We start from the raw sequence: 18,074 nt of genomic DNA on the forward strand, positions 1-18,074 counted from the left end.
TAGTGTGGAAATCGGGGGACCCCCTGGCGCACGAATGGACCATTCGCTCGGGTTCGGTGGGTGAAACCGTTCCCCGTTGCCGTTCTCACCCGCTTGACTGTCGGGGGTCGCCCGTACGCTGGAAACCGGGGGCCGGAGGCCAACGGCGCGGCTGTCGGGCACAGGGACGGGCGCGTCAGGGGGAGATGCGGCGCTGTGCCACCGCAGCGGCCTGGATTCGGCTCTTCAGGCCCAGTTTGCGCAAAATGTTCGACACGTGGACGCTGGCCGTCTTCGTGCTGATGAACAGTTCCTCCGCGATCTCCCCGTTCGTGAGGCCCCGGCCCACCAGGGCGAGGACCTCCGCCTCGCGGGCCGTGAGGCCGTGCGGGTCCGTCGAGACCGGCACTACCGGCACCGCCGGCAAGGTCACCCGGGCCCGTTCGGCCAAGGCACGCACCTCCGACACCAGCGGCGTCGCCTCCAACGCTGTCGCGATGGCGGTCGACTCCGCCAGTGCCGTGACGGCCTGCTGGCGGGAACCCCGCGAGAGCAGGAGCGCCTCGGCCTGCCGGAACCGTGCGTAGCCCAGCAGGTGCCGGTCGTGGGCCGCGATCTCCGCCACCGACGCCCACGCGGCGGGGGACGGCGTCAACAGTCGGGAACGCTCCGCCCGCGCCAGCGTCAGGAACCGGAGCGTTCGCGGCAGAAGCACCGCACCATCGGCCTCCAGCGCCGCCAGGTACGCCGAACCCGCGGCCAGGATCTCGTCGGCGCGGGCCAAGCCGTCGGGGAGTCCCGCGTCCGCCTCCACCCGCACGCCGACCGACACCACGCGTGCGGCCCGGTGCTGGTTGTCCGCGGACAGTGCCACCCGCAGCCCCTCACGCACCGCGGCACGCGCGTCCTGCCAGCGGCTCTCCCGCAGTGCCAACAGTGCCTGCAACGCCGACAGCTCGGTTCCGAACTGCACGTCGTCCTGGCCGGTCAGCACGGCGGCGGACGCGTCGAGCAACGCGCCGGCCGCAGCCAGGTCGCCCCGCTTCAGGTGCACGTCCGCCCGTGTCAGGTCCGCCGGCAGCCGGGTGAACGCGTCCGCGCCCTGGTCGGCCGGGTCGTTCGTCGTGTCGAGCGCCTCGTCCCAGCGGTGCAGCTCAGCGAGCGCCCGTACCTGGTTGCCCACGATCAGCAGCAGGTAGAAGTCGATGCCGAACTCGCTCGCCCGCGCGATGCCCTCCCGCGCCAGGGCCAGCGCCTCCTCCGGCCGGTCCACCCACACCAGCGCCTCGGGGTGGTTCGCGTAGTTGACGCCGAGCATGCGCGGCACCCGGGTCTCGTTGGCGAGCGCGAGGTGCTGGCGCATGCACGACAGCCCTTCCTGGACGTGCCCGGTGCCGATCAACGAGATCGCCTGCACCATGACCCCGCGCGCGTAGGACATCGTGTCGCCCGCCGCCGACGCGACCGGTAACAGCTCACGGGCGAAACGCAGCGCGTCGCGGTGGCGGGACGACAGCATCGCGAGGCCCGCCCGGTGCGCCATGATCGCCACGCGGGACGGCGAGTCCGCCGGGATCAGCTCCAGTGCACGCAGGTTCGCCGACCGCGCGAGCGGCCAGTCCGCCGACGCCCACGCCCGGTGCGCCAGCTCCGCGTACGCGAGTGCCGCCTTCTCGGGCGAGGTGACCGGATCGAGCAGCGCCAGCCGCTCCTGCGTCAGCTCGACCGCGCGTCTGTTGCGGCTCGCGATGCTCGCGGCCGCCGCGGCCCGCTCCAGCAGCGTGTCCAGGTCCAACCCGGTCAACGCCGCCGCCGGCGACGACGCTTCCCGCCACCGCCGCAGGGCCCGTTCGTAGTGCGCGTGTGCCTCGGCGTGGGCGAACGCCGCGCCAGCCGACTCACCGGCCCGCACCGACGCCACCAGCGCCTGGTCCACCTCGCCTGCCGCGTCCCAGTGGTGCGCGAGCTCCGCGACCGGTGTCGGGCGCGCGGCGAGCAGTTTGGCCACCCGCGCGTGCGCGGCACGTCGTTCACCCGGCAGCAGGTCCGCGTAGATGGCTTCCCGGATCAGCTCGTGCCGGAACGCGTAACCGTCATCACCGGTCGTGACCAGCTGTCCGTGGTGGACGAGGTCACGGACCGATCCGCCGATGTCCACTTCGGAGAGTTCGGCCAGGTCGGCGAGCAGGTCGTGCGACACCGTACGCCCGATCACCGACGCGAGCCGCGACAGCTGCCGTGCGCCCTCGGTCAGCCGCGCCAGCCGGGTGATCACCACCTCGCGGACGGTCTGCGGCACCTCGCCCCGCGCCGGCCACGCCGCGATCAGCTCCTCGGTGAAGAACGGGTTGCCCTCGGCGCGCGACAGCAGCACCCGCACCATCTCCCGGCCGGGTTCCACGCCGAGCAGTCCGCGCGCGAGGGCGGTCGTCTCGACCGGTGTCAGCGGCGCGAGCCGCAGCCGCTCGGCGTGTGGAAGGCGGGCCAGTTCGGCCACCATGCCCGCCACCGGGTGGTCGCCGCCGACCTCGCCCGTGCGGTGCGTGCCGACCTGCAGCACCGGCACGTGCCGCAACGCCCGCTGCAGGAACACGAACAGGTCCCGGGTCGACGCGTCCGCCCAGTGCAGGTCCTCCAGCAGCAGCACGACCGGGTGCCCGGCGTTCGCGATCGTGTCGGCGACCCGGCGGAACTCGGTCGCACGATCGCCCGTGCCGACGAAGAAGGAGCCGGGCAGTGCCTCGTCGAACGCCGCGTACGGGATGTCGGCCTCGAGCTGCGGGCAGCCGCCCGACAGCACGGTGGCGCCGTCCCGGGCGGCCCGGTCCACGAACTCCTGCACCAGCCGTGTCTTGCCGACGCCCGCGTCGCCCTCCACCAGCACCAGCCGACCGGTGCCGGCGGTCGCGTCCGCCAGAGCGCCGGCCAGCAGGGTCAACTCGTTTCGCCTGCCGATGAGTTCCGGCACCGACACCCGTCGTGACACGCGATCAGTATGGGCCCGGCCTAAGGCGACGGTGAGGCGGATCTGAGGCTATGCCCGATGTGCGCACCAGCAGGTCTCGGCGAGCATTGTCGCGGTGAGACCGGCAGGGGAGCACGAGATGATCACCCCAACGATCGACAGGTGTCCGCTACCGGACCGAGGGCAGGACTGGCCGCCACTACCCGAGCAGGAGCACAAGCCCTTGCACGGCGCCGTCCTGACCGCCCTCGGTCCACTCGCGGGGAAGCGGTTGCTCGACGTCGGCTGCGGCGTCGGGTTGTTCCTGCGGGCGGCCGAGCAGCGTGGGGCTCTCGTCGCCGGCACGGACGCGGCCGTCGAGCGCCTGGAGATCGCGCGGTGGGCGCTGCCGGAGGCGGACCTACGGGTGGCCGGCGCTGGGGAGGCGCTGCCGTTCGACAACGGCACGTTCGACGTGGTCACCGCGCGAGGTCCGGCCGTCCTCACCGAGCTGGTGCGGGTGGTCCGCCCGGGCGGTTCGGTCGTGGTCGGGAACTGGGCCCGGCCGCCCGGCTGCTGGGCGGAGCAGTTCGCGGGCCACCTGCGCCGGCTCGCCGCGCGTCCGATCGCCGGCACGGAGGAACGGCTGGACGGCGCGCTGCGTGCCGCCGGGCTGGCCGTGTGGGGTGCCGGCGACGTTCAGTGCACGGCCACCTACCCGACCGTTGGCGCGGCGTGGACCGCCATGCTCAGCAGCGAGGACGTCCTGCGGACCATCCGGCTGGCGGGGGAGGCGCCGGTTCGTGCGGCGTTCGCCGAGGCCGTGGCGGGCAAGGTCACCGCGGACGGCACCGTCCGTCTGCCCAAGACCTTCCGGTACGTCGTCGCGTCCACGATGTGGACAAGTCCTCTGACCGGATAACGAAAAGGACTCGGTGTCCGACAGCTCTTGTGGGAGGGACTGATCAACTCACAGGCAGCGAGAACATGACTGACAAGACGACACCGGCGCCACTTCCCACGGCGCCGGGCCGGGTGGTGTGGTGCCAGGGGCACGCCTTCGTGCGTGAGGACGCCCGCTGGGTCGGCCTCGACGACCGCGGCCGGCCCCGGTCGCTCACCGACGCGGACCTGCGCCGCCGTGGCTGGAGCCTGACCCGCGCCACCCGCTGACCGGCGAATACGCTGCGGGGCATGGCATCACAGCCTGAGGTGTTACCCGACCGGTTACTCACCATCCCGAACGTGCTGAGCGTGATCCGCCTGGCGCTCGTTCCGGTGTTCCTGTGGCTGCTGCTCGGCCCCGAGGCAGACGGCTGGGCACTCCTCGTGCTCGTGTACAGCGGCGTGTCCGACTGGGCCGACGGCAAGATCGCCCGGTGGCTCAACCAGGCCAGCCGGCTCGGCGCGGTGCTCGACCCGGCCGCCGACCGGCTGTACACGCTCGCCACCGTGGTCGCGTTCGTCGCGCGCGGCATCATCCCGCTGTGGTTCGCGCTGATCCTGGTCGGCCGGGACATCATGGTGGGTGTCTGCATCCTGGTGCTGCGCCGGGCCGGGTTCGCCCCGCCGGAGGTGACCTACATCGGCAAGGCCGCCACCTTCAACCTGATGTACGCGATGCCGCTGCTCCTGGTCGCCCAGGGCAGCTCGGACTTCGCCACGATCGCCCGCCCGGTCGCCTACGCGTTCGTCGTGTGGGGCAGCGCGCTGTTCGTGTGGTCGGGACTGCTCTACGTGGTGCAGACCCGAGCGGCACTGCGGTCGGTGGCCCGACCCCTCTAAGCTTCGCCCAAACCCCGAGCGCGGAGGAACTCAATTGACGCCGGAAGACCTCAAGTACACCGAAGAGCACGAGTGGGTGGCCGCCACGGAAGGCGGTGCGGTGCGCGTCGGGATCACCGCCTACGCACAGGATCAGCTCGGTGACGTCGTGTTCGTTGAGCTGCCCAAGGTCGGTGCCGCGGTGGAAGCCGGATCGCCCCTCGGCGAGGTCGAGTCCACCAAGAGCGTTTCGGAGATCTTCGCGCCCGTCACGGGCACGGTGGTCGCGGTGAACAACGCGCTCGACGACACCCCGGAGCTCATCAACTCCGACCCCTACGGCGGTGGGTGGATCGTGGAGATCAACGTCGATGACCTCAGCGTGCTCGACGAGCTGATGGACGCCGCCGCCTACCAGGAGCTCACCGACAAGGAGTGACCAGGGGAGTCAACTCCTAGGGCGCTGATCGCGCACGGTAGGTTGCATCATGGGTAGGACAAGCACCAGCAGGAGGAGAGCTCAGGTGAGCACCAACGACGGGCCCGGCGTGCCGCCGGAGCAGTCGCCGGAGCGGACGTCCGTCTTCCGGGCCGACTTCCTCGAGACCGAGGGAAGCGAGCAGCCAGCACCGGAGCCTTCCGTCGCCGGTGTTGACGCACTGCCGGCAGGATCGGCTCTCCTCGTCGTCAAGCGCGGGCCGAACGCGGGTTCCCGCTTCCTGCTCGACCGCGACACCACGAGCGCGGGCCGGCACCCGGACAGCGACATCTTCCTCGACGACGTCACGGTTTCCCGTCGCCACGCGGAGTTCCGTCGTGAGGGCGGCGAGTTCGTGGTGATCGATGTCGGCAGCCTCAACGGCACCTACGTCAACCGCGAGCCGGTCGACTCGGCGGTGCTCGCGGGCGGCGACGAGGTGCAGATCGGCAAGTTCCGTCTGGTGTTCCTCACCGGCGCCAACGCGTCCTAGGGCACCGCGACAGGCAGCGAGCCAGATCAACACTGCGGAGGCAGGGGTGACGGCTGCCGGGCGACCAGCTGGCGACCGGCTGAGCATCGGTGTGGTGCTCGGCCGGCTTCGCGAGGAGTTCCCGGACGTCACCATCTCCAAGATCAGGTTCCTGGAGTCGGAAGGGCTGGTCAGACCGGCTCGCACCGCTTCCGGGTACCGGCAGTTCACCGAGACGGACGTTGAGCGGCTGCGGTTCGTCCTGGCCGCCCAACGCGATCGCTATCTGCCCCTGAAGGTGATCAAGGAGCAGCTGGACGAGGCGGACCGGCCGCGTGTGCTGCATGCGGTGGGGGACGGCGGTTTGCCGACCGCCGAGGACTTCGTCGAGCAGCCCATCCGGCGGATGACGCGGGAGGAGCTGCTCGCCAACTCGGGCATCGACGCGTCCCTGCTGGCCGACCTGGAAGAGTTCGGACTGGTCAGACCTGGCGCGGCGGGCCTGTACGACACGGTCTCGGCCCAGATCGCCGCGACCGCGAAGGCGCTCGCCGCGTTCGGCATCGAACCCCGGCACCTACGGGGTTTCCGCGCGGCCGCGGACCGGGAGGTCGGGCTGGTCGAGCAGATCGTGGCCCCGATGCAGGGACGATCCGGGGCCGACGAGACCGTTCGCGAGCTGGCGGCGCTGTCCGTGGGTCTGCACACCTTGCTGGTGAAGGCGGGGTTACGAGGCATCGGCGAGAAGTAGGCTGATGTTCGGATCGCCGCCACGAAACGGCATCGGCACTCAAACGTCTCCGGATAACACAAGCGTCGGATCCGGATGGCGGGTAGCGTCGAGGTCAGCGATAGGCGATCCTCGAAAGCGTGGGGTGCACATCCTCGCTGAGCTTGTGGAGGGAGGCGAACCCGATGAGCGAGATGCGGGTCGTTGGCGTGCGGGTGGAGTTGCCTGCTAATCAGCCGATCTTGCTACTGCGCGAAACGGAAGGTGAGCGGTACCTCCCGATCTGGATCGGCTCGGTGGAGGCCACGGCCATCGCACTGGAGCAGCAGGGTGTGCGGCCGGCTCGGCCGCTCACGCACGACCTGCTGAAGGACGTGATCGGGGCGTTGGGACGGGAGCTCGAACAGGTGCGGATCACCGACCTGCGAGAAGGCACGTTCTTCGCCGAGCTGGTGTTCGACGGTGACGTGCGGGTGTCCGCCCGGCCGAGCGACTCAGTCGCGCTCGCCTTACGCGTCGGGGTCCCCATCCACGCGGAGGACTCCGTGCTGCAGGAAGCCGGGTTGATCATCCCGGACGAGCAGGAGGACGAGGTCGAGAAGTTCCGCGAGTTCCTCGACAGTGTCTCGCCGGAGGACTTTCGCGGCGCGGATACCTGATTGGTAACAAAGTCTCCATAACAGGTTTAGGTTTGCGACCCGTTGTCCGCGCGTCGCGTTGACCCTGTCCCCCCGCCGACCTACCGTCGTGTTACGAGCTTGTGGTTACACAGCTCTCGCGTGGCAGGAGACTGGAGGCAGGCGTGGTCGAGGATGGTCCCGTCACCGGTGAGCAGGGCGAGCTGTTTCCGGACGCGTCCGGACCGGACGAGCTCGTCGGCTACCGCGGGCCTGCGGCTTGTCAGATCGCCGGTATCACCTACCGCCAGCTGGACTACTGGGCGCGAACCGGGCTGGTGGCACCGTCCATCCGCAGCGCCCACGGTTCCGGGTCCGCTCGGCTGTACTCGTTCAAGGACATCCTGGTCCTGAAGGTGGTCAAGCGGCTGCTCGACACTGGGGTATCACTACAGAACATCCGCGTGGCGGTGGAGCACCTCCGCCGTCGCGGCGTCCGTGACCTGGCCAGGATCACCCTGTTCTCGGACGGCACCACGGTCTACGAATGCACCTCGCCGGAGGAGATCGTGGACCTCCTGCAGGGTGGCCAGGGCGTGTTCGGCATAGCCGTGTCCGGCGCGATGCAGGAGATCAACGGCACGATCCACGAGTTCCCGGCCGAACGTGCGGACGGCGTCATCGTGGAAACGATGCCGGAAGACGAACTGACAGCCCGCCGCAAGGCCCGCAACGCCGGCTGACCCGCGAGTCCAACACCCAGGACCCGCGTGTCCAACGTCGTGGACCGGTGAGTTCGACAATGAGACCGGACTCCGATTGTCGAACTCGCGGGTCCGCAGTGTTGGACACGCGAGTCGGTCGCGTTGGACTCGCGCGGTGACCTGGGGTGGTCGCGGAGTTACGTTGCTCGCCTTTTGGCGCTCCCGGTTGGTGGGCGCGGTAGGCTTGCGCGGTAGTCGCTGATCCCGCGCGGGAGAGTCCGAGCCTTGGCTCGGCGCCGAAGGAGCAAATCCTCCCCGGAACCTCTCAGGCACCCGAACCGCGAGGGTGAGACGCCTCTGGAAAGCGGCCTGGCCCGCCGAAGGTGCAAGTCCATCGATGCTGGACGAAGCTCTCAGGCGCACGCGTTAGCGTGCACGGACAGAGGGGGAGGGCAGCTGAAGCACGCATGCCCACCCCACAGCTCCGGAGGCGCGCCATGACCCAGGACCGGATCCCACTCGCCGCCCTCGAGGACGGCACTCCGTTCGCCGACCGGCACATCGGGCCACGTGCCGACGAGCTCGCGCGAATGCTGGACGTCATCGGCGTCGGCTCCCTGGACGAGCTGGTCGAGCGGGCCGTGCCCGAGTCGATCCGGGAGACCGACGTGGAGCTGGAGCTGCCGCCGCCCGCCTCCGAGGCCCAGGTGCTGGCCGAGCTGCGTGACCTCGCCGCCAAGAACACGCCCCTGACCTCGATGATCGGTCTCGGCTACTACGGCACGGTCACCCCGCCGGTGATCCTGCGCAACGTGCTCGAGAGCCCCGCCTGGTACACCGCCTACACGCCTTACCAGCCGGAGATCTCCCAGGGCCGCCTCGAAGCCCTCCTCAACTTCCAGACCATGGTCGCCGACCTGACCGGTCTGCCGCTCGCGAACGCCTCCATGCTCGACGAGTCGACGGCCGCCGCCGAGGGCATGACGCTCGTCCGCCGCGCCGGCAAGGCGTCCTCCACCCGCTTCCTCGTCGACGCCGACACGTTCCCGCAGACCATCGCGGTGATCGAGACCCGCGCCGAGCCGCTCGGCATCAACGTCGAGGTGGTCGACCTCGAGAACGGCCTGCCCGACGGCGAGTTCTTCGGCATCCTCCTGTCCTACCCTGGCGCCTCTGGCGCGGTCCGGGACCACGAGGTGCTCGTCGCTGCGGCTCACGAGCGCGGTGCGCAGGTGGTCGTCGCCGCCGACATCCTCGCGCTCACCCTGCTGCGCGCGCCCGGTGAGATCGGTGCGGACGTCGTCGCCGGCAGCACTCAACGGTTCGGCGTGCCCATGGGCTTCGGCGGCCCGCACGCCGGCTACCTCGCGGTCCGCCAGGGCCTGGAGCGGCAGTTGCCTGGCCGGCTGGTCGGCGTCAGCGTCGACGCGGACGGCAACCGTGCCTACCGCCTCGCGCTGCAGACCCGTGAGCAGCACATCCGCCGTGAGAAGGCCACCAGCAACATCTGCACCGCGCAGGTGCTGCTCGCCATCGTCGCCTCCATGTACGCCGTCTACCACGGGCCGGACGGTCTGCGGAACATCGCGACCCGCGCCCACCGGATGGCCGCCGTGTTCGCCGCCGGGCTGCGTAACGGCGGCGTCGACGTCGTGCACGACCACTTCTTCGACACCGTGCTCGTGAACACCCCGGGCCGCGCGGACGAGGTCGTCGGCAACGCGCGCGACCGCGGCATCAACGTCCGCCGGGTGTCGCCCGACCAGGTCGCGGTCGCCTGCGACGAGACCACCACGCGTGAGCACGTGCGCCTGCTGTGGGCGTCGTTCGGGGTGGGTGGCGACGTCGACGCACTGGACGTCGACACGGAAAACGCTTTCCCCGACGAGTTGGCCCGCACGTCCGAGTACCTCACACACCCCGTCTTCGCCACGCACCACTCGGAAACCGCGCTGCTGCGGTACCTGCGTGCGTTGTCGGACAAGGACGTCGCGCTCGACCGGAGCATGATCCCACTCGGCTCGTGCACCATGAAGCTCAACGCCACCGCCGAGATGGAGCCGATCACCTGGCCGGAGTTCGCGAACCTGCACCCGTTCGCCCCCGCGGCAGACGCGACGGGACTGCTGAGCATCGTCAGCGATCTCGAGGAGTGGCTCGCACAGCTCACCGGCTACGACGCGGTGAGCCTGCAGCCCAACGCCGGCAGCCAGGGCGAGCTCGCCGGCCTGCTCGCGATCCGCGCCTACCACCGGGCGAACGACCAGGGCGCCCGTGACGTCTGCCTGATTCCCGCGAGCGCGCACGGCACGAACGCCGCGAGCGCGGCGATGGCCGGCATGCGCGTGATCGTGGTTCGCTGTGACGACAAGGGAAACATCGACGTCGACCACCTTCGCTCCACTGTGGACGCACACCGGGACGACCTCGCCGCGATCATGATCACGTACCCGTCGACGCACGGCGTGTACGAGGACACGGTGCGGACGGTGTGCGGGCTGGTGCACGACGCCGGCGGTCAGGTCTATGTGGACGGTGCGAACCTGAACGCTCTGATCGGCCTGGCACGCTTCGGAAAGTTCGGCGCCGACGTGTCACACCTGAACCTGCACAAGACGTTCTGCATCCCGCACGGCGGCGGTGGTCCCGGCGTCGGCCCGATCGGTGTGCGGTCGCACCTCGCGCCGTACCTGCCGAACCACCCGCTGCAGCCGAAGGCGGGCCCCAAGACCGGTGTCGGCCCGATCAGCGCGGCACCGTGGGGGAGCGCGTCGATCCTGCCGATCTCGTGGACGTACGTAAGGATGATGGGCGCCGACGGCCTGCGCCGGGCGAGCATGACCGCGGTGGCGGCGGCGAACTACGTGGCGAAGCGGCTGAACGAGCACTTCCCGGTGCTGTACGCGGGCGAGGGCGGGTTCGTCGCGCACGAGTGCATCCTGGACCTGCGTGGCATCACGAAGGCGACGGGCATCACGGTCGACGACGTGGCCAAGCGCCTTGCGGACTACGGCCTGCACGCGCCGACGATGTCGTTCCCCGTGGCCGGCACGCTGATGGTGGAGCCGACCGAGAGCGAGGACCTCGCGGAGCTGGATCGCTTCTGCACAGCCATGATCGCGATCCGCCGCGAGATCGACCGCGTCGTGCGTGGCGACTGGCCGAAGGACGACAACCCGCTGCGCGGCGCCCCGCACACCGCCGAGTCCATCGCGGGCAAGTGGGACCACCCGTACAGCCGCGAGGAGGCCGTGTACCCGGAGGGCGCGACCGGCCCGAAGCTGTGGCCCCCGGTCCGCCGTATCGACGGCGCGAAGGGCGACCGCAACCTGATGTGCTCCTGCCCGCCCATCGAGGCGTATCAGTGAGCTAGCAGGGCCTCGCCGGTCCGGTAGAGCTCAGCGAGCAGCGGCCGCAGCAGCCACGTTCGGTCAGCTGGTAGCGGCCGCTCGCTCGCGTCACGATTCCCTGGCGCCGCAACGAAACCAGCCGTTCGGTGAGGACCTTGGCGCTCAGCGCGGGCAACTCGGCCCGCAGCTCGCCGGTCGTCCTCGATCCGTGCATGAGGTTGCGCAGCACCAACGTGGCCCACCGCGCTGATCGCCGCCAGCGACAGACCTCACCGGCACGGCAACCGACGTGGCCCGCCGGGGCACGGACGGCCGCTGGCTCTACGTGATCGACAACCCGTTCGGCACGGAAAAGCTCAGCGGGTAGCCACGAGGCGGAACCGCTTCGCGACGATCAACGTGTCGTCGTCCACGGTGAAGTCCTCGCCCAGCTCGGCGCGTACTTCCGGGCTGTGCCAGAACGTCTCGTGGTTGGCCCGCCACTCGGCGACCGACCTGTCGCCCTCACTCTCGTCGAGGGCGTGGCGCAGGTCCACGTCGGCCAGCCGGACCACACGTGCCTCGGTCAGCTCGATCGCGGCGACACGCCGGCCTGCCGAGTCGACCACCGCGAGCCGCTGCCCGGCGGTCGGCACCGGCTCGTCCGGGAGCAGCAGCGCCGACGTCGTTGTCTTGGCGCCCGACAGGATGGCGGCGACCAGTCGATCCCGCAGCGGCCCGGGAAAAGCGAACTCCATCACCGGAAGCTCGTCGAGGCGCGTGCTCATCGGCCCGTGATCTTGTCGAGCAGGTCGCGGATCTCGTCCTGCGTGTAGTTGCCGGCGATCTGCACTGCGCCACCGGTGATGGCGCTCTGGATCTCCGGCGCGATGATGATCTCCCCGTCGACCACCATCGCGAGGCGTTCGCCGACGTGGTCAGCCGTCCACTCGGCGAACGTGGCGGTGTCCTCGTCGGTCAGGTCCAGGGACAGCACCCACTGCTGGGACTGGTCCAGCATGACCTCGGCGCGGTCGAGCCGTTCTATGGTCATGATCGGCTCGGCGAGCGTGAGGGCCTCGCCGCTCGGGTCCGGCAGCTCGGTCGGGGACGGTGACGCGGTCGGCGGCGGTGCGGTCCCCGACGGCTCCTGCTTCTCCAGCACCGGGTGCAACTCGATCGGAACCACCAGGGTCACCGGGCCGACGACGGGTGAGTCGTCCTTCGCCGGCGCACCTGTCACCTCGGACGAGCAGGCGGTGAGCACCAGCACCAGAACAAGCAACACCGCACGCACGCCAGCCTCCTCAGTGGAGCAGCGTCTCGCACAGCGCGATCAGCCTGGCGCGCAGCGGTTGAGCCCGCTCGCTGAACGCCGCCTGCTCGCGCCGGTACTGGGCGCGCCCCTCCGCCGTCTCGATCCGTACCGGAGCGTAGCCGAGCGGACCGAGATCGTAGGGGCTCGCGCGCATGTCCAGCGAGCGAATGTCCAGTGCCAGCTCGAAACAGTCGGCCACGAGCGACGACGGCGAGTACGGGTCGAGCTTGTACGCCCACTTGTACAGGTCCATGCCGGCATGCAGGCAACCCGGCTGCTCCATCGTGAGCTGGTCTCCGCGCTGCGGCTGCACCATGTTCAGCGGCCGCGCGGCCGCTGAGAAGAAGCGGAACGCGTCGAAGTGCGTGCACCGCACGGGAAGCGACTCGACCACCGCGTCCGTGCCGGCCGTGCCGAGCCGCAGCGGCCAGTCCTCGTGCCGGACGTCGGTCGACCGATACACCATCGCCCACTCGTGCAGCCCGAAGCAGCCGAGGCGGGGTGTGCGGGACGCGGTGGCGGTCAGCAGCCCGTGGATGAACTCCACCGACTCTCGCCGTGCCGAAGGCAGTGGTCCCAAGGAAACCCCGTGTGCCGTCCGCTGATACGCCGGCCAGGCCAGGTATTCCTCGGCGTCCGTCAACTCGACGCCAGGCCCGGGATGCCACCGCAGGAGGCGGGCCGGGCGGTGCGAGTAGTACGTGAACAGGAAGTCCAGCACGGGATGCCGCTCGCCACGAGACCGTCGTTCCATCATCGGGTCGGTCCAGCGCCGTACACGGGCGACGTGCGCGTCCCGTTGCGCCTGCCAGTCAGCGGAAACGAGCAGCACGCCGCTCACGGTATCTCCTGAGCCAGTCGGCGCGTGGCCTCGGTCAGCTCCGCCGGCGTCGCCGCGGCGTAGGTGAGGCGCAGGTGCGGAGCCGGCGGCTCGGCGACGAAGTACGGCCGACCGGGCTCGACGACCACGTCCCGGCGTCGCGCACGGTCCGCCACCTCGACGTCGTCGGCGCCGGCCGGCAGCCGTACCCACACGTGGAGACCGCCGGCGGGCACATGGGTGATCTCCACACTCGGCAGGTCGCGGCGGATCGCGGCGACCAGCGCGTCCCGCCGCTCTCGCAGGGCCGCCCGCAGCGCGGTCAGATGCCGGGGCCAGTCAGGGGAGCCGAACAGTTCGACCGCCACCTCCTGCAATGGCCGGGCGATGAACAGGTCCTCGGCCCGGCGGATCGCCGCCAGCCGGCCCGCCGCCGGGCCACGGGCCACCAGGGCACCGACCCGCAGGCTCGGCGCGACCGGCTTGGTGAGGGACGTCAGGTACACGACGTGCCCGTTGCGGTCATCGCGCAGCAGCGGCGGCGGCGCGGTCCCGTCGAGCGCGAGGTGGCGGGCCCAGTCGTCCTCGACGAGGAACGCGCCGGCCGCCCGCACGACGTCGAGCACCTCCTGCCGACGGCTCGCGGCGAGCACGGTTCCGGTCGGGTTCGCGAACGTCGGCTGCGTGTACACGAGGCCGGCGCCGGTCCTGGCGAACGCCTCGGCCAGCAGGTCGGGTCGCAGGCCGTCGTGGTCGGTCGGCACCGGCACCGGCCGCAGGTCGGCGGCCTGCGCGGCGGCCACCGCGCCCATGTAGGTCGGCGCCTCCAGCAGCACCGGCTGGCCCGGCGGCGACAGCGCGCGGAAGGCCGCGGAGAGCCCGGACTGCCCGCCCGCGACGACCGTGACGTCCCCGGCGTCGACCCCGGCGGTCGCCGCGAACGCGGCCCGCAGCTCGGACAGCCCGGCCGGGGGCACCCTGCCCCACGCACCCGGTCGGCGTGCCGCTCGAGCGGCGGCGGTGGCCAGGAAGCGGGTCGGCTGAAGGTCGTCGGCGAGGTAGCCGGACGACAGCACCAGTGTGCCCGGCGGTGGCACCTCGAGCAGCCGGCCCAGGTGACCGCTGTCGACGCGCGCGTCGCCGAGCGCGACCGTCTGCCAGCCGACGTCCTCGACCGGTGCGTGCCGCCTGGCCACGAACGTGCCCCGGCCCGGCTCGGTGACCACGGTGCCTTCTGCGGTGAGTCGCGCGATCGCCCGGCTCACGGTGACCGGGCTGACGCCGTGGCGGGTCACGATCTCCCGGCTGGGTGGCAGCTGGTCACCCGGCTGGAGCGTCGCGGCCTGCTGTCGCAGCGCGCTCGCCAACCGAACGACACTGCTATCGTTGGACATGTCAGTAGATGATAGCGCTATCGCCGTACGGCGGGTCGTGGTACTCGCGCCGGGAGTGGTGTGGGGAAGCCTGGGGGTGCTGGCGTTCAGCCTCACCCTCCCGGCGTCGGAGGCCGCGCTGCCGGCGTTCGGACCGGTCACCGTTGGCATCGGCAGGGCCGTACCGGCCGCACTGCTCGGCGCGGTATGTCTGCTCGTCGCCAGGGCGCCCCGTCCGACCGGTGCGCAGTGGCGGCGGTTGGCGTTCGTCGCTACCGGTGTGGTGGTGGGGTTCCCGCTGTGCAGCTCACTTGCCTTGCGGGACACCACGTCCGCGCATGGTGCCGTGCTCGTCGGCCTCCTCCCGGCCACGACGGCCGCCCTCGCCGTGGTCCGCGGCGGCGAACGTCCGAGATGGCAGTTCTGGGCGGCGTGCGCCTTCGGCATGGCGACCGTGCTCGGCTTCACGGCGATCCAGGGCGCCGGCCACATCACGGCGGCGGACCTGTGGCTGCTCGCCGCCGTCGGCTGCGCCGCCGTGGGTTACACGGAGGGCGGCGTCCTGGCCCGCGAACTCGGCGGCTGGCAGGTCATCTCGTGGGCGCTACTGTTGTCGCTGCCGTTCACGATAGCGGTGACGGTATTGTGGGCGGAACCCTGGCACGCGCCGGACGCGAACGCGTGGCTGGGTCTGGCGTACGTGAGCGCGATCAGCATGTTCGCCGGCTTCTACGCCTGGTACCGAGGCCTCGCGGAGGGAGGCATCGCGAAGATCGCGCAGCTCCAGCTGCTCCAACCGGTGCTGACGCTGGCCTGGTCGGCGCTGCTGCTGGGAAATCAGATCACGTGGGCGACGGCCGCCGCGGCGCTGCTCGTGATCACCGCGGTAGCCGTCACCCAACGAACCAGGAGTTGAGCGGGCCGCCGGCGTCTGGACTGACGAGCACGGAGATCCCTGTGCGAGGAACGAGCCCAGGGATCTGCGCGCGCAGGAGGGAAGACGCCGGGTCAAGGCCTGCGAACGCCGAGCGGAGGCGAGGCCATGTCACGTTTCTGGATCTATGTGGGTGCTGTCTCTTACAGTGCCCACGTACTCCTCCACCAGGTCCTCCAGCGCCACGACGCCGAGGACCGTGCGGTCCGCCGCCACTGCTTTCGCCACGTGGCTGCGGGCCCGGCGTAGCGCCGCGAGCGCCTCGTCGAGCCGTGAGTCCGCCGGGATCTCCGGCAGACCGCGGATCCGGTGGAACGGCACGGGCGTGGCCGGGTCCTGGTCGGCGTAGTCCAGGACGTCCTTGACGTGCAGGTACCCATTCAGCCGGCCGCCCGGCATGCGCACAGGGAAGCGCGAGAAGCCGGTCCGGTTGACCGCCTCCTCGATGTCCGCGACGGTCGGCGGGTGCGGCACCGTCTCGACCTCGTCGAGCGGGACCAGCACGTCGGCGACCGTGCGTTCCGTGGACGACAGCGTCTGCGCGAGCCGCCGGTGTTCCGCCTGGTCGATCAGGCCCTCACGCCGCGAGTCCGCGATCATGTTGGCCAGTTCCTCCGGCGTGTGCGCGCTCTCGATCTCGTCCTTCGGCTCGACCTTCAGCAGCCGCAGCACGCCGTTCGCGGACGCGTTGAGCACCGAGATCAGCGGGCGGACCAGCCGAACCCAGCCGACCAGAACCGGCGTCAGCCACACCGCGGTCTTCTCCGGCGCGGCGATCGCGATGTTCTTGGTGACCATCTCGCCGAGCACGATGTGCAGGATCGACACGAACACCAGGGCGATCGTGAACGCCAGTGCGTGCAGCACCGCCGCGGGCAGGTCGAGCGGGCCGAGCAGCAGCTCCAGGAAGTGCGCCACCGTCGGCTCGCCGAGCGCGCCGAGACCGATGGTGCACAGCGTGATGCCGAGCTGCGCACCCGCCATCATCATCGACGTGTGCTCGGCGGCGCGCATGACGATCCGCGCCCGGTCCACGCCCTGCTCCGCCAACGACTCCAGCCGGTCCCGCCGCGCGCTGACCAGGGCGAACTCGGCACCGACGAAGAAGGCGTTCAGTATCAACAGGAAAACGGCGACAAGAATCGCAACCCCACCGGTCATCGCGCAGCCACCTCCGACCGCTCCTCGGTGGGCTCGGGGTTGGGCACCCGCGCCACCCGCAGTTCGGCCACCCGGTGCCGGTCCATGGCCATCACCGTGATCCGCCAGCCGTCGATCTGGACCTCGTCGTTGACCTCCGGGATGCGGCCGAGCCGGGCGAGCACCAGGCCCGCCAGCGTTTCGTAGTCACCCGGCGGCATGTGGAAGCCGGTCGCGTCGGCGACCTCGTCCTCACGCAGCAGCCCCGACACCATCCAGCTGTCCCGGCCGAGCGGGCGTACCGGGCTGACCTCGCCCCGGTCGTGCTCGTCCCGCACGTCGCCGACGATCTCCTCGACCAGGTCCTCCAAGGTCACCAGCCCCGCGCTGCCGCCGTACTCGTCGACGACCACCGCCATCTGCAGCCCGGAGTCGCGGAGGCGGTCGAGCAGCGTGTCGCCGTCCAGGCTCTCCGGCACTGTCTGGACGGGTTGCATCAGGTCGCTGATCCGCGTCCGCGCGCGCTTGTCGGCCGGCACGCTGAACGCCTGCTTGACGTGCACGACCCCGCGCACGTCGTCGAGGTCGCCTTCGTGCACGGGAAACCGGGAGTAGCCGGTCCGGCGGGAGAGCTCGACCAGGTCGAGCACGGTCGCGTCCGCCGGCAGCGACTCGACCTGCACGCGTGGGGTCATCAGCTCCTCTGCCGAGCGGTCGCCGAAGCGCAGCGACCGGTCGAGCAGCGTGGCCGTGCCGGGGTCGATGGTGCCGTGCGCGGCGCTGGTGCGGACCAGTGAGCCGAGCTCCTGCGGCGACCGCGCCGAGGCCAGCTCGTCGGCGGGCTCGACGCCGAGTCGCCGGACGAGCCAGTTCGCCCAGCTGTTCAGGGCGTTGATGAACCAGCTCAGCGCGGCCGAGAACCGGACCTGTGTGCCGGCGACGGCGCGGGCCGTGGCGAGCGGCTTCGCGATGGCGATGTTCTTCGGCACCAGCTCGCCGAACAGCATCGAGATGATGTTCGCGAGCACGAGCGCCAGCGCGAGTGCGATCGGCAGCGCCGCGCCGATCGGCACGCCGAGCGCGTCGAGCAGCGGCTCGATCCAGCCGGCGATGATGGGCTCCGCCAGGTAACCCATGGTCAGCGTGGTGATCGTGATGCCGACCTGGGCGCCGGAGAGCTGGAAGGACAGCGAGGTGTGTGCCTTGTGGACGTGCCTGGCGCGGCTGTCGCCGGCTTTGCGCAGCTCGTTCTCGACTTGGCTGCGTTCCAGGGCGGTCAGGGAGAACTCGGCCGCGACGAAGATCGCCGTGCCGAAGGTGAGTGCGAGGATGGCGAGGACGCCGAGTATTTCCAGCAGCAGTCCGGTCATCGGAGGTCACCGCCGAGGACCGGGCTCGTATGGCAGCCGGGCTCTCCCGGCTCGGTACTGTCGCTGGGGGACTGTGCTTCGGGCACGGTTACCGGTCACTCC

At 70.7% G+C, this 18,074-nt stretch carries 18 protein-coding genes and 1 riboswitch; of the genes, 10 read left to right on the forward strand and 8 right to left on the reverse strand.

Annotated features, from left to right (window positions below; genetic code table 11):
* Positions 1 to 175: 175 nt before the first annotated feature.
* Positions 176 to 2,965, reverse strand: coding sequence for a helix-turn-helix transcriptional regulator (locus tag VF106_RS32740; protein ID WP_330843769.1), 2,790 nt, complete (start codon positions 2,963 to 2,965; stop codon positions 176 to 178).
* A 118-nt stretch (positions 2,966 to 3,083) separates the two neighbouring features.
* Here VF106_RS32740 and VF106_RS32745 point away from each other — a divergent pair, with 118 nt between their 5' ends.
* From VF106_RS32745 to gcvP, 9 genes are all read left to right on the forward strand, one after another.
* Positions 3,084 to 3,845: a class I SAM-dependent methyltransferase gene (locus VF106_RS32745; protein WP_330843770.1), complete on the forward strand. Its 762-nt coding sequence runs from the start codon at positions 3,084 to 3,086 to the stop codon at positions 3,843 to 3,845.
* Positions 3,846 to 3,910: 65 nt separating this feature from the next.
* The gene (locus VF106_RS32750; RefSeq protein WP_330843771.1) at positions 3,911 to 4,096 is read left to right on the forward strand and encodes a hypothetical protein; all 186 of its coding nucleotides are present in this window, start codon (positions 3,911 to 3,913) and stop codon (positions 4,094 to 4,096) included.
* Positions 4,097 to 4,117: 21 nt separating this feature from the next.
* Positions 4,118 to 4,708: a cardiolipin synthase ClsA gene (gene clsA, locus VF106_RS32755; protein ID WP_330843772.1), complete on the forward strand. Its 591-nt coding sequence runs from the start codon at positions 4,118 to 4,120 to the stop codon at positions 4,706 to 4,708.
* Between the two features lie 34 nt (positions 4,709 to 4,742).
* Positions 4,743 to 5,126 (forward strand): glycine cleavage system protein GcvH, encoded by a 384-nt coding sequence (gene gcvH, locus VF106_RS32760; RefSeq protein WP_330843773.1) that lies wholly within the window; start codon positions 4,743 to 4,745, stop codon positions 5,124 to 5,126.
* Positions 5,127 to 5,211: 85 nt separating this feature from the next.
* The gene (gene garA, locus VF106_RS32765; RefSeq protein ID WP_330843774.1) at positions 5,212 to 5,658 is read left to right on the forward strand and encodes a glycogen accumulation regulator GarA; all 447 of its coding nucleotides are present in this window, start codon (positions 5,212 to 5,214) and stop codon (positions 5,656 to 5,658) included.
* Between the two features lie 46 nt (positions 5,659 to 5,704).
* Complete coding sequence (ftsR, locus tag VF106_RS32770; RefSeq protein ID WP_330843775.1) at positions 5,705 to 6,388, forward strand: transcriptional regulator FtsR; 684 nt, start codon at positions 5,705 to 5,707, stop codon at positions 6,386 to 6,388.
* A gap of 164 nt (positions 6,389 to 6,552) precedes the next feature.
* The gene (locus tag VF106_RS32775; RefSeq protein WP_054046144.1) at positions 6,553 to 7,026 is read left to right on the forward strand and encodes a bifunctional nuclease family protein; all 474 of its coding nucleotides are present in this window, start codon (positions 6,553 to 6,555) and stop codon (positions 7,024 to 7,026) included.
* Between the two features lie 143 nt (positions 7,027 to 7,169).
* Positions 7,170 to 7,727 carry a MerR family transcriptional regulator gene (locus VF106_RS32780; RefSeq protein ID WP_330843777.1) on the forward strand — a complete coding sequence of 186 codons (558 nt, stop codon included), beginning with the start codon at positions 7,170 to 7,172 and terminating at the stop codon, positions 7,725 to 7,727.
* A gap of 220 nt (positions 7,728 to 7,947) precedes the next feature.
* A riboswitch (glycine riboswitch) is annotated at positions 7,948 to 8,039 on the forward strand.
* Between the two features lie 146 nt (positions 8,040 to 8,185).
* Positions 8,186 to 11,056 carry an aminomethyl-transferring glycine dehydrogenase gene (gene gcvP / locus VF106_RS32785; RefSeq protein WP_330843778.1) on the forward strand — a complete coding sequence of 957 codons (2,871 nt, stop codon included), beginning with the start codon at positions 8,186 to 8,188 and terminating at the stop codon, positions 11,054 to 11,056.
* Between the two features lies 1 nt (position 11,057).
* Here the strand turns inward: gcvP and VF106_RS32790 are convergent, their stop codons facing one another.
* The 5 genes from VF106_RS32790 to VF106_RS32810 all read right to left on the reverse strand — a co-directional run bounded on the left by VF106_RS32790 (position 11,058) and on the right by VF106_RS32810 (position 14,549).
* The gene (locus tag VF106_RS32790; protein ID WP_330843779.1) at positions 11,058 to 11,267 is read right to left on the reverse strand and encodes a winged helix-turn-helix transcriptional regulator; all 210 of its coding nucleotides are present in this window, start codon (positions 11,265 to 11,267) and stop codon (positions 11,058 to 11,060) included.
* Positions 11,268 to 11,394: 127 nt separating this feature from the next.
* Positions 11,395 to 11,805, reverse strand: a complete 411-nt coding sequence (locus tag VF106_RS32795; RefSeq protein ID WP_330843781.1) for an ASCH domain-containing protein — start codon at positions 11,803 to 11,805, stop codon at positions 11,395 to 11,397.
* A complete protein-coding gene (locus tag VF106_RS32800) occupies positions 11,802 to 12,314 on the reverse strand; it encodes a SecDF P1 head subdomain-containing protein (protein ID WP_330843782.1) in 513 nt (170 codons plus the stop codon). Before VF106_RS32800 ends, VF106_RS32795 begins: the two co-directional genes overlap by 4 nt.
* 10 nt (positions 12,315 to 12,324) lie before the next feature.
* Positions 12,325 to 13,176: a 3-methyladenine DNA glycosylase gene (locus VF106_RS32805; RefSeq protein WP_330843784.1), complete on the reverse strand. Its 852-nt coding sequence runs from the start codon at positions 13,174 to 13,176 to the stop codon at positions 12,325 to 12,327.
* Positions 13,173 to 14,549, reverse strand: a complete 1,377-nt coding sequence (locus VF106_RS32810; protein ID WP_330843785.1) for an aminotransferase-like domain-containing protein — start codon at positions 14,547 to 14,549, stop codon at positions 13,173 to 13,175. The genes VF106_RS32805 and VF106_RS32810 overlap by 4 nt, the downstream gene beginning before the upstream one ends.
* Between VF106_RS32810 and VF106_RS32815 the strand changes: the two genes are divergently transcribed.
* The gene (locus VF106_RS32815; RefSeq protein ID WP_330843786.1) at positions 14,548 to 15,444 is read left to right on the forward strand and encodes a DMT family transporter; all 897 of its coding nucleotides are present in this window, start codon (positions 14,548 to 14,550) and stop codon (positions 15,442 to 15,444) included. The two genes, VF106_RS32810 and VF106_RS32815, sit on opposite strands and share 2 nt — an antisense overlap.
* A 129-nt stretch (positions 15,445 to 15,573) precedes the next feature.
* Here the strand turns inward: VF106_RS32815 and VF106_RS32820 are convergent, their stop codons facing one another.
* Positions 15,574 to 16,623, reverse strand: coding sequence for a hemolysin family protein (locus VF106_RS32820; protein WP_330843787.1), 1,050 nt, complete (start codon positions 16,621 to 16,623; stop codon positions 15,574 to 15,576).
* The gene (locus tag VF106_RS32825; protein ID WP_330843789.1) at positions 16,620 to 17,972 is read right to left on the reverse strand and encodes a hemolysin family protein; all 1,353 of its coding nucleotides are present in this window, start codon (positions 17,970 to 17,972) and stop codon (positions 16,620 to 16,622) included. The genes VF106_RS32820 and VF106_RS32825 overlap by 4 nt, the downstream gene beginning before the upstream one ends.
* Positions 17,973 to 18,074 lie beyond the last annotated feature (102 nt).

The sequence above is a fragment of the Actinophytocola sp. genome, from assembly GCF_036378875.1.
GTDB lineage: Bacteria > Actinomycetota > Actinomycetes > Mycobacteriales > Pseudonocardiaceae > Actinophytocola.